General features: G+C 45.1%; 10 protein-coding genes and 1 pseudogene. 6 read left to right on the top strand and 5 right to left on the bottom strand.

The window, feature by feature from the left end; all coding sequences use genetic code 11:
- Positions 1 to 709, bottom strand: a 709-nt coding sequence (locus JIG40_RS00150) for a GPO family capsid scaffolding protein (protein WP_199464575.1), incomplete at its 3' end; no start/stop codon positions are given.
- Positions 710 to 843: 134 nt separating this feature from the next.
- Between JIG40_RS00150 and JIG40_RS00145 the strand changes: the two genes are divergently transcribed.
- From JIG40_RS00145 to JIG40_RS00120, 5 genes are all read left to right on the top strand, one after another.
- Positions 844 to 2,604, top strand: a complete 1,761-nt coding sequence (locus JIG40_RS00145; RefSeq protein WP_199464574.1) for a terminase family protein — start codon at positions 844 to 846, stop codon at positions 2,602 to 2,604.
- A 10-nt stretch (positions 2,605 to 2,614) separates the two neighbouring features.
- Positions 2,615 to 3,580 carry a phage portal protein gene (locus JIG40_RS00140; RefSeq protein ID WP_199464573.1) on the top strand — a complete coding sequence of 322 codons (966 nt, stop codon included), beginning with the start codon at positions 2,615 to 2,617 and terminating at the stop codon, positions 3,578 to 3,580.
- A 474-nt stretch (positions 3,581 to 4,054) separates the two neighbouring features.
- The gene (locus JIG40_RS00135; protein WP_199464572.1) at positions 4,055 to 4,738 is read left to right on the top strand and encodes a hypothetical protein; all 684 of its coding nucleotides are present in this window, start codon (positions 4,055 to 4,057) and stop codon (positions 4,736 to 4,738) included.
- 196 nt (positions 4,739 to 4,934) lie between these two features.
- Positions 4,935 to 5,549, top strand: a complete 615-nt coding sequence (locus JIG40_RS00130) for a lasso peptide biosynthesis protein (RefSeq protein WP_199464571.1) — start codon at positions 4,935 to 4,937, stop codon at positions 5,547 to 5,549.
- A 136-nt stretch (positions 5,550 to 5,685) separates the two neighbouring features.
- Positions 5,686 to 6,768, top strand: coding sequence for a HEPN domain-containing protein (locus JIG40_RS00120; protein WP_199464570.1), 1,083 nt, complete (start codon positions 5,686 to 5,688; stop codon positions 6,766 to 6,768).
- 248 nt (positions 6,769 to 7,016) lie between these two features.
- Here JIG40_RS00120 and JIG40_RS00110 read toward each other — a convergent pair whose 3' ends face one another.
- Entirely contained in the window at positions 7,017 to 7,586 is a 570-nt protein-coding gene (locus JIG40_RS00110; protein ID WP_199464569.1) for a KilA-N domain-containing protein, read from the bottom strand.
- Positions 7,587 to 7,697: 111 nt separating this feature from the next.
- Here JIG40_RS00110 and JIG40_RS00105 point away from each other — a divergent pair, with 111 nt between their 5' ends.
- The gene (locus JIG40_RS00105) at positions 7,698 to 9,335 is read left to right on the top strand and encodes a P-loop NTPase fold protein (protein ID WP_199464568.1); all 1,638 of its coding nucleotides are present in this window, start codon (positions 7,698 to 7,700) and stop codon (positions 9,333 to 9,335) included.
- A 126-nt stretch (positions 9,336 to 9,461) separates the two neighbouring features.
- Here JIG40_RS00105 and JIG40_RS00100 read toward each other — a convergent pair whose 3' ends face one another.
- From JIG40_RS00100 to JIG40_RS00090, 3 genes and pseudogenes are all read right to left on the bottom strand, one after another.
- Positions 9,462 to 9,713 (bottom strand): hypothetical protein, encoded by a 252-nt coding sequence (locus JIG40_RS00100; RefSeq protein ID WP_004726819.1) that lies wholly within the window; start codon positions 9,711 to 9,713, stop codon positions 9,462 to 9,464.
- Positions 9,704 to 9,934, bottom strand: a complete 231-nt coding sequence (locus JIG40_RS00095) for a hypothetical protein (protein ID WP_004726817.1) — start codon at positions 9,932 to 9,934, stop codon at positions 9,704 to 9,706. The genes JIG40_RS00100 and JIG40_RS00095 overlap by 10 nt, the downstream gene beginning before the upstream one ends.
- A gap of 10 nt (positions 9,935 to 9,944) precedes the next feature.
- Positions 9,945 to 10,199, bottom strand: a pseudogene (locus tag JIG40_RS00090) (lysozyme); the annotation flags it as partial.

The following is a 10,199-nucleotide window of genomic DNA, read 5'->3' as shown; positions in this document are numbered from 1 at the left end:
GCTTTTCGACTTTCTCTTCCAGCTCGCTTTTCTGCGGCTCGTCTTTGACTTCCGGTTCTGCGGGCTGCTCTTTGGCGCTGAGTGTTTGCACCAGTTGGCCGAGCTGATCACTCAGCTTGGTGTTCTGCTCAATTTGTTGCTGCAGCAGCTCTTCGGTTTCTTTGCTCATGTCGTCTTCTTCCTCAGTGTGAGAGAGCTGCTCGGGTGCGTTTTCGCCTTTGAGCCAGCTTTTGAATTTTTGAAACATCGAGAGTTCGTCGTCGGTGCTCTGATGTGAAAAGTGTTCTGGTTTGATGGGGAAATGCGTCTGCACGTACTTCTTGCCATCGGACTGACTGGACAAATGGATTTGCGTGGTGCCGAGTGACGCAGGTTTGTCGGTCAGCGCCAGACCCGTCAGATAGGCCTTATCAGTGTCAGCAAATTTCTCCATCAGTTCGCACGAGGTATGCAGCAGTTGCCCCTGTTCTACCGCACTCAATAAGAGTGAGTTGGGTTTCAGCACCGCAAACAGCTTGTCGCCACGCTTTTCCACCGACTGCACCGAACCGAATTTTTTGCCAAAGTCGAAGTGTTCTTCATTGATCCGCGCGGTATAGACCTCGGGGTTATAGCTCTCTGCGATTTCATCAATGATGTTCTGCCCAATCACACGTCCGTCGACGGTCGTGCCTGCCTGCAAAATACAAATGGGTTGTGACTGAAACATGCCTGAATGCTCCTGAATTCGATGATTCCAATCTAACCAATGGCCTTAACTTTTTGTATTCACGGCGATTCTAGATACCCGATATAGAAAGTCTCTCTGCTGAGTCGCGGCGGGCTCTGTTGCACACTGCCAGCATGAAAACGAATCTGGCTATTGAGCAATCCTCCCCGATGTACACCGCAGACCAAACCAAAGCGCTTGGGCTGTATCTGCGTCAGTACAAACCTGCCGAAGTTGCGCAGGCGGTGGGCGTTGCGGTGCGAACCGTCCAGCAATGGATTTCGAAGTTTGACTGGAAAGCGATGCGGGACGATGCGCCCGTAGAGCTGATGCTGCGCCAGCGGATTGCCTATCTGCTGTGGCTCGACCAAAAGCACGATGAGCAGCTCAAAGAACTGGAAATGCTGCTGGCACAAAAGCGCAAACGCGATGAGGCCGAGAGCCGGCCGCATCGGCCAGCGAGCAGCCATAGTGATGGCAATAAGCGCGGCCGCAAGCCGAATAAGGTGAAGAACGATGTGTCGCACATCACCCAAACGGTGCTGGATGAGTTTCGAGAGAAGACGTTTTTCGAGTACCAGAAAGAGATTCACGCCCACAAGTGCAATCCCGAGCTGAACGAGTTCCGCTTTTACCTCAAATCGCGCCAGATTGGCCTGACGTATTACTTCGCCTATGAAGCGTTTGAGGATGCGGTGCTGAATGGCGACAACCAGGTGTTTTTGTCGGCTTCACGTAAGCAGTCTGAGATCTTCAAAAACTACATCCGCCGCTTCGCGCTGGAAATTGGCGACGTGGAGCTCAAAGGCAAAGATGAGCTGCAACTTTCCAACGGCGCGACGTTTTACTTCCTCTCTACCAACGCCCGCACATCGCAGGGCTTTAACGGCCATGTCTATTTCGATGAAGTGTTCTGGATCCCCAAATTCGGAGAGCTGGACGACTACGCGGGCGGGATGTCGATTCACGATAAGTATCGCACCACGTATCTGTCGACGCCGTCGACCGTGGCGCATGAAGCGTATCCGAAATGGCAGGGCAAGAAAGAGCAAGGCATTGACATCAGCCATGCGGCGCTCAAAAACGGCTCGCTGGGCGTCGATGGCATTTTCCGCCAGATCATCACCATTGATGACGCGATTGAGAAAGGCGCCACGTTCTTCAACATGGAGAAACTGCGCCGTAAGTACCCGGACAAAACCGTATTCGACAACCTGCTGCGCTGCGTGTTTCTGGATGATTCGGCGTCCATCTTTGCGCTCAAAGCGCTGCTGGCGTGTAAAACCGATTCATCGCTGTGGAAGGACGTGGACCACAACAAAGCACGGCCCGCGGGCAACGCCGAAGTGTTGGTGGGTTATGACCCGCGCGGCGGCGGTCAGGGTGAAGGCTCCGACGATGCCGGATTGGTGGTTGCGCTTAAACCCAAACGCAAAGGCGGCGTGTTCCGGCTGATTGAACGGGCGCGCCTGAAAGGCTCCAGCTACGAGCAGCAGGCACTTGCGATTAAAGCCATGACCGAGAAATACAACGTGGTGCACCTGGCGATTGATGTCAGCGGCGTCGGGTCGGCCGTGGCCGAGCTGGTGCGCAAGTTCTACCCGAGCCTGATTGAGCTGGACTACTCGCCGGAAGTGAAACGGATGATGGTGTATAAGGCGCGCGAAATCATCAACGACGGGCGCCTGCAGTTCGACGGTGAATGGGATGACCTGGTGCATTCCTTTTTGATGATCCGCCAGCAGACCACCAAAGCCAGCAATCAGGTGACCTTTATTTCTAACCGCAGCAAGGTGGGCTCGCACGCAGACCTGGCCTGGGCTTCGATGCATGTGATGCACTGGGAGCCGATTGATATTCACAGTGAGGACGACACGACGGTGTCGTTCTTCTAGGAGACAGAACGTGATTGAAATTGAATTTTCTAACCCGGTCAGTGTGATGAATAGCGATATTCTCAGCTACCTTGAAGTGGCGCTGATTGACGATTTGTACGAGCCGCCGATTGCACTTGATACGCTGGCCAAAGCGCTGCGCGTGAACCCGATGCACTCGAGCGCAATTGAGTTTAAACGCAACACGCTGACGTACGCCGTTACGGTGAGCGACGTACTGCCGCGCCGCGACCTTAAGCGGTTTATTCAGGACTACCTCACCTTTGGCAACGGTTACTTTCAGGTGGTGCGCAACCTGTTCGGGCAAGTGGTTCACATCAGACACATTCCGGCGCTCTACATGCGCCGCCGCGGTGATTTGGGGTACACCTACAAGCCCCGTGCCTACAGCAACGAAGGGCGGATTGATTATCGCGACGGGCAGATTTTTCACCTGGCTGAATACGATGTGGCGCAGGAGCTGTACGGTCTGCCGCAACACGTCAGCGGGTTAACTTCTATTTGGCTCAACGACGATGCCACGCTGTTCCGCCGCCAGTATTACCGCAACGGCTCCCACGCAGGTTACCTGCTGTATATGAACGAGCCTAGCATGACCAAGGATACAGAGAATGACATTCGCAACAAGCTGCAGGCCAAAGAGGGGATGGCGTTCAAAAACCTGTTTGTGAATGCCAAAGGGAAAGACACCAAAGCACCGGAGCTTAAACCCATCGGCCAGGTGGAAGCAAAAGACTCGTTCAAAGACGTGAAGAACCAGACGATGAATGATGTGTTGGCGCTGCACCGCGTACCGATCGAGCTGATGAGCATCCGCCGCGAAAGCATTACCTCACTAGACCTCAACAAGGTGGACTGGCTGTTCCACAAAAACGAGCTGCTGCCACTGATTGATTCACTGACTGAACTGAACGAGTTTGTGGGGAGTGACGTGCTTAAACTCAATGAGTATGTGAGTTTGGAAAAAGAAAGCTGAAGCCTTCGACTAATATCTGGGCCAATGTATTCTGCGTTGGCTCGCAGATAAACGACGTAACTCATCTTTACCCCAAAAGAGTTAACGCGTTGTTTGTGGCGCAGTCAAACGCATACTTTCTCGCCTACAAATTTTCATCCATTTCACTCAAGTCTTGCCATTCTTTGTAAAGCCTAAAAGCTGGGCAGATATACAGTTATATTGAAATCAAGACGATTTTTATCTCAACTTCGTGCGCATTTTCACATTCCGATATGCATAAATGTTCTTAAAATCATGCAATTACAAAACCTATGGGTTAGATAATAGGTTTGGGAAACGCGCATGCGCGTTTTTCCAGATGGTGAATTTAGCAAAATGCTGATAAGTTCATTATATACAAGTAGTTAACTGTGCGCGTTTTTACTGGTCTAATGAGATAAATGCGCATGCGCAATAATAAAATGTTAGGTTTATCAGATTAAGGAGATTTAATTGATTCATTCGTATTGGAAAGCATTAAAATTAAAGTGGTATATACTCGGAGCATTGAGTAGCTTCACTTTGGCATCTTTTTTGGTTTTTTTCTTGCTACCAGCAGCCCCACTAATTGCTCAATGGGCGTTAACCATATTTTTTAGCTTTGTTGGAGTGTCTTTTTTTTACGAGTGGTATTACGCTCCCGAAAACACGAAGATGGGTAAGTGTTGCAAGAAAATATTTCACCTTAGCTACCAAAGAACGAAACATCTAAAACCAGAACAAGCTCTGTTTGATTTAAAATCACTTTTCGCTTCTTTGGTTGCAATCTTTATTCTTGGATTTATCAGTTGGATTTTTCCGTCACAAATTTTTTGGTTTAAATGGATTATTGCTATTCTAAGTGGATTAATGGGCACGTATGTCTTTAATGAAGAATTTAAGTCTCCAAAGGGGTTTAAGCAGCGTTATATATTCTTCTTTTCATTTATTGTATTCGCCCTCACCGTCGTATTTGTCAAATTATTATCAGAATACGGCGTTGAATATAGTCACGACACTCATGAATTCCCAATATTCATAGTTACGGTTGGAGCGTGGTTTTCTACTGGCATTATAGGTGCGGTATTGAGAGCTGCTTTTCAGTTGTATCGAGATAAAAAGACTGAACCTAACAATCAAAATCAGGCGGACGCGTAAACGCTTAAGCCTTACAAGCTGGAAAGCACTAAGTGGTGAGTAAAAACCTAACAAATTGCTTAACAGGGACTCCTAACGCTTGGCCACTTTCATACAAATCGGCTTCAGTGTTTAGGAAGCAAATTTTAAGTTGGGTGGTATAGCGTTATCGCCCGTTAGCAAGGCGTTAGGCTAATTTTTAATACGGAGCATAAAAATGGATAAAATTGGTGGAATTGAAATAAAGGTTGCTAAAAATTGGATTATGAATGCTATGGCTATAGGAGAGCGTGAGAATGATAGGTTATTATCAGACATATTCTCTGTTTATTTAGAATCGATGTTACATAATCAATGGCGGGGAGCTTGTCATGATTTGTCCACTGCTTTCTACATGACTTTATCTGAATATGACTTGAAACCAACGCTATGCACAGGTGTTGTTAGGTCTGAAAGCAATGATTTATTTGATCACTCATGGGTGGAAATTAATAATAAAATTTATGATTTTGCAATATGTTATCCATTAACTCAGGGCAAGGTTGTAAGTCCACCTATTTTTGCATCAAAAAATTTAGATAATAAAATGGATTCAAATTTGACGTATGGAGTGAAAAACATAGAGTTAGATGATACGACTTTAAATATCGTTGAATCAACAATTAATGAGTATGCTAATTCTCGACCCCATTCACATAAAGATATGTATGAAATAGCTGCTGAATTTGGTTCAATTATCCCTCATAATCCCAATAGAAAAAACCTTGATCCTAAAAAACTGAAAGAGAAGTACTCATCACATAAGCGCACCTTGAAACGAAATATAGCCTAACAAGGCGTTAAAGAGGGACAGCCAATGCGTGGCATTTTTATAATGCGTTGGCTTTTGTGGTTACGGTGTTATGCGGAAGCTTGTCAGTAGCGTAGGCTGTCCCTTAACGCGGCGTTAGGCTCTCAGAGGAAGTTAAATGACATCATCATTAAGGCCAGATGAAAGTATTCAAAAGTTGTTGGTATCGACAACTAGCAGGCTAATTGGAGAATATGAAAGCGAAGCCTTTCTGATTACTCATGCACATAGCCATTTTGCTAGTGAATCAGGTCGTGTTAGAAGTACTGAGAGTCCAGTTTCAAGAAATGCTTACATGATTGCATTTAGAACAGAAGCACCACCAGAAAAACGACCGGGAGTTGTTATTCCTGATTACTCAGGTTTTGGGGAAGTTTTCTGCGCTTACTTATCCGTGTTATATGGAAAACGCTTTGACTCTCATGGGTTGGTTGAGGGGAGCGGTTCTTTTCAAACTCCCGATTTGACCGCATATAACCATATTTCCAATCATAGGTATAATTTTAATTCATATGAGCCCCGAACTTGCTTTCAAGTTCCATTAAATTTGAATGCTGTCGAGTCTATCCTTCCGCTCTTAATAGGTACCGACTTGGATAAAGAAGTAGTAACCAAGTTGTTGGCAGCATCAAAATTCTATATGCGCGCACTGCAAAACGCTGAAACTGATCCAGAAATAGCTTATTTACACTTAATTACCTCAGCTGAAATCCTAGCTAGTTTCTTCACCTATGAACGTGATGAAATCGTTGCACCCCAAATTTTGGAATTGTTTAAAAGTATTGAAGCCAACATGCCTGATGGAGCCAAAGTTGTTCGACAACTTCAAGGGAACTTTAGGTCGATCAAACGTTCGTTTGTTCAGTCAATTTGTAACTTGTTGGACGATGAGTTTTTTAGTGAACAACAAGGTTTCATGTTCTTGAGCAAAGATAAAATACAAACCAGTATTGGGGCGGCTTACGACCTCAGAAGCAAGTATGTCCATGTTGGGGCTGCGTTTGGAGGTTGGGTACGACCAAATGTTAGGGCGGAAGAGTTACATGGAGGTCGTCCGGTTGTTCCTGATAGAGAGTTTGCAAAAATACTGGAGAAAGCTCCTATTTTTCACGGGCTAGAGCGTGTAGTTAGGTACTGCATTCTTAAAGTTATGGAAAATAATGGCTTATGGGTAAGCGACTTATGTAGAGAACGAGCCTAACATACGTTTAAGAGTGATTCGCAACGCGTAGCATTTTTACCATGCGTTGCGTTTAGGTTTAAGGTGGCATGCGGAGGCATCGGTATTGCGTTGCCCACACCTTAATTGGGCGTTAATCCATAGAAATCTCTATCCGAAATTCTCCTGATAATGCCGAAGCCCTAACTTGGATATGTCTAAATGTGAGTTTATTCATGCCCACCTGAGCCTAGAACAACTTACGTTGCCTAGGCTCACGCCAGTTTTCATCAATGTTTTTGCTCAATGAAGCGCTTTAGTTCGTCGGCGCCTTGATATTCCAACACCATTCCCTTGTATAAGTTGATGTGGTTAATCGCATCAACTTCTGCATCTACGTGCGAGCGAAACGCTTTAAGCTCGCTTTCCATATGATCGCAAAACGAACGCATCATGTTGATTTGCTGCTGCAAGGTTTGATACTGGCGGTAGCTTTCCCCGTGGCGCGCTTTGAGTTCGTCGAACTGCGAAAAGGCACATTGTAAGAATCGGGCTTGTTTGGCGGTGAGAGTGACACCGGACGGTGCAATTTGCGGTTGGCTTGTGATTGCGTCGAACGCGCGGATGACTTGCAGGTGAAACCTGGCGCTAATCCACATCGCGTAGGCGTAGACCAGTTCTTTGCATACCCAAGTTCCTTGGAGTTTCCCACCTCGTAACACTTTGCAACCGATCACCAGATCTGGTGATCGCTCTATTTCAGCGATTAGTTCAACGGTTTGTTCATTACGCATGAATCGAAAAGGGGCGTGTTTGGCTTTGTTTCCACTTGCTTTATGCAGGTCATTCAGAGAATACAAGCCGTCATTGGCGCTTCATACTTGTTGATTTACATTTAAAATTCACACTGAACGACAGAACAGATTTATAGTGTTTGTTGTAAAAGCTATTTCGTATGGATATTCTCAAACATGTCAACTGAACTACTTAAAGAACAAATTAAACAATTTCTTTCTACTCGTACGCCTGAAGTTCTAGCAATAAAAGGTGATTGGGGGGTAGGTAAAACTTACTGTTGGGAGCAGCACATTGAAGCTCTCAAAAATGAGTGTGCTTTGAAATCTTATGCCTATGTTTCATTGTTTGGTATTAACTCTATAGATGCACTAAAGCAAGCTACGTTCCTAAACACAATCGATACCCAAAAAATTGGTGAAAGTATTGATATAAAGGCCAGCTCAAAACAGTGGTTTGATAAACTTAAAAGTATAAAAATCCCTTTTATTGATAATTACATAAGTGGATTTGGCGATATTTTCAACTCACTTTCTCAATTAGCAGTTAAAGATACGATTATATGCTTTGATGATCTCGAAAGGAAAAGTGATGGCTTATCCATGAAAGATTTCATGGGGCTAGTTTCTTTCTTTAAAGATCGGAAGAACTGCAAAGTTGTTCTATTGCTTAACGAGGATGCCGGAGATGAGACTTTTGAAGACTATAGGAAGTACAAAGAAAAAATTGTAGATAGGCAACTTCACTTCCAGCCAACAGCTGAAGAAAGCTTTGATACGATGTTTGAAAATGACTTCGAGTTCAAAGAATACGTTCGCGATTGTTGCATAGGCTTGAATATTACAAATAAGCGCGTAATCACTAAGATCGTTAATCACACAAAAGACTTTTTATCGTTAGTCGATGATTTTGATGAGAAAATCAAGAAGCAAGGTATTCATTCCTCGATTGTTCTTAGCTGGTGCTATTATTGCCATGGCGCTGATACTGATAACATACCAGAATTTAGTTTTGTTAATCGTCCTGGATTGAGAAAAGAAGATGAAAGCCGCGGTTGGACAAAGGCTGAGACAAAGCGTTGGGATAGCCTACTAAATGCTTACGGGTATCAGCTTACGGACGAAATTGATTTGGTTGTTGCTCAAGGCATTGAACAAGGCTTTATTGATCGTGAAAACCTCATTCCTTTGTGCCAGTTGAAGCAAAAGGAAATTGATGTAGAAAATCGCAACGTAAAATGGGATGAAGCTTGGAAATTGTTCCATGGTTCGTTTGATACGAATGAAAGAGCAGTCGCAGAAGCAATGGAAGCGGGAATGAGGGATATTGTAGATTCAACATCTTGTTCACAATACTCAAGTGGATTGAAGGTATTGCGGAATATAGGTTATGACCAAAAAGCAGATGAGTTGATTGATCTCTTTATTGACGCAAGGAAAGGGAATCCTGAGGTTTTTAATGTAGATAGCATTACGTCTAATCCTTTCAGTATAGACGATGAAAAGTTCATAGAGAAACTGAGGGAAGCTTATTTGGCGCTCAATCCTAAACCTACAGTTGAAGCCATTCTTCAAAAGAGAAAAGGCTCTAACTCTTACAATATGTCTGAGGTAGAGATTTTAAATGAACTATCAACAGATCAGATTGAAGAAATGTTTAGAGAGTTTAAGGGAGAAGAACTGGCTTCGAACATAAGAACATTCATGTTGCTGGCTTCGAGTAATTCTGAGCTTGAAGGGAAAATTTGTGCTGCGTTAGATAACATCGCTTCCACTCCGTTAAATAAAGCTCGGATGGCAAAATTTAGGCGTTAGCATGCAATTTTGCATTATTAAATTTGGAAACTAAACCCAGTTAATAAATAACGTTGGTGGTGTTACAGGTTGTATTATGAATACCTAGAGCACCACCAAGTATTTACCAGTCTAAAATAATATAGGTTATGCGACTTCTCTCCCCTGAAGTAGGGAATGAATCCGGTCGAACTCTTTCACCATACTACGTTCAATCCGATCACCGAGTTCTTTGACATCGTCCTTCGTTGCGTAGGTTTCTGCCACATGGGTTTTGTATTCGCCCAGCTCTTTGGACAACCGGAACAGGTAGCCAATGAGCAAACTCAGGATCAGCGTCACGAACGTGCCAAAGGCGAGTACCGCATTCACCCAGCTTGGGTCCAACGTCATTCCCATTGCTCGACCTCTTTGAGTTTTTTGCCTTTCAGCGACAGGATGATGTCGTTCACGGTTTCCTGCGTCACGTCATTGGTGGACAGGGTTTTGATTTTCTCTAGTCCCCAAATCACCAGACGGCTGGCAAAGCGTTCCAGAATGACTTTCCAGGCAACCTGAAAAAACAGACCTTTCAGTACTTCCCAGAGTGTTTTGCCGAGGATACTGGTTAAAAAGTTCATGGTGCTCTCCTTATTGCAGCGGCGCGCCGGTGCGCATCATTTCACTGAGTGTCTTCGCCCGTTTGCCAACCTGACGCGCCCAGCGGCTATTCAACATTTCGTTGGCGGCCACATGCCAGAGTTTCTGCTCGATGGCGGCGATCATTTTCTTGAACATGCCAAAACGGGGCAGGCCAAGGTTGAAAATCATGTCGACGATCACCGCCTGACGCGCATCGTTAAGCGAAGCGAAATACGGCAGCGTTTCTGCGTCTTTCACCGCAGC

The sequence above is a fragment of the Vibrio sp. bablab_jr001 genome, from assembly GCF_016464285.1.
Taxonomy (GTDB): Bacteria; Pseudomonadota; Gammaproteobacteria; order Enterobacterales; family Vibrionaceae; genus Vibrio; species Vibrio fluvialis.
This window is presented reverse-complemented; position numbering and strand designations above follow the sequence as displayed.

Excerpts from the sequence above, each read along its gene's own strand:
- JIG40_RS00095 (WP_004726817.1), bottom strand. The coding sequence starts at position 9,934 with ATGAACTTTTTAACCAGTATCCTCGGCAAAACACTCTGGGAAGTACTG.
- JIG40_RS00100 (WP_004726819.1), bottom strand. The coding sequence starts at position 9,713 with ATGGGAATGACGTTGGACCCAAGCTGGGTGAATGCGGTACTCGCCTTT.
- JIG40_RS00130 (WP_199464571.1), top strand. The coding sequence starts at position 4,935 with ATGGATAAAATTGGTGGAATTGAAATAAAGGTTGCTAAAAATTGGATT.
- JIG40_RS00105 (WP_199464568.1), top strand. The coding sequence starts at position 7,698 with ATGTCAACTGAACTACTTAAAGAACAAATTAAACAATTTCTTTCTACT.
- JIG40_RS00145 (WP_199464574.1), top strand. The coding sequence starts at position 844 with ATGAAAACGAATCTGGCTATTGAGCAATCCTCCCCGATGTACACCGCA.
- JIG40_RS00120 (WP_199464570.1), top strand. The coding sequence starts at position 5,686 with ATGACATCATCATTAAGGCCAGATGAAAGTATTCAAAAGTTGTTGGTA.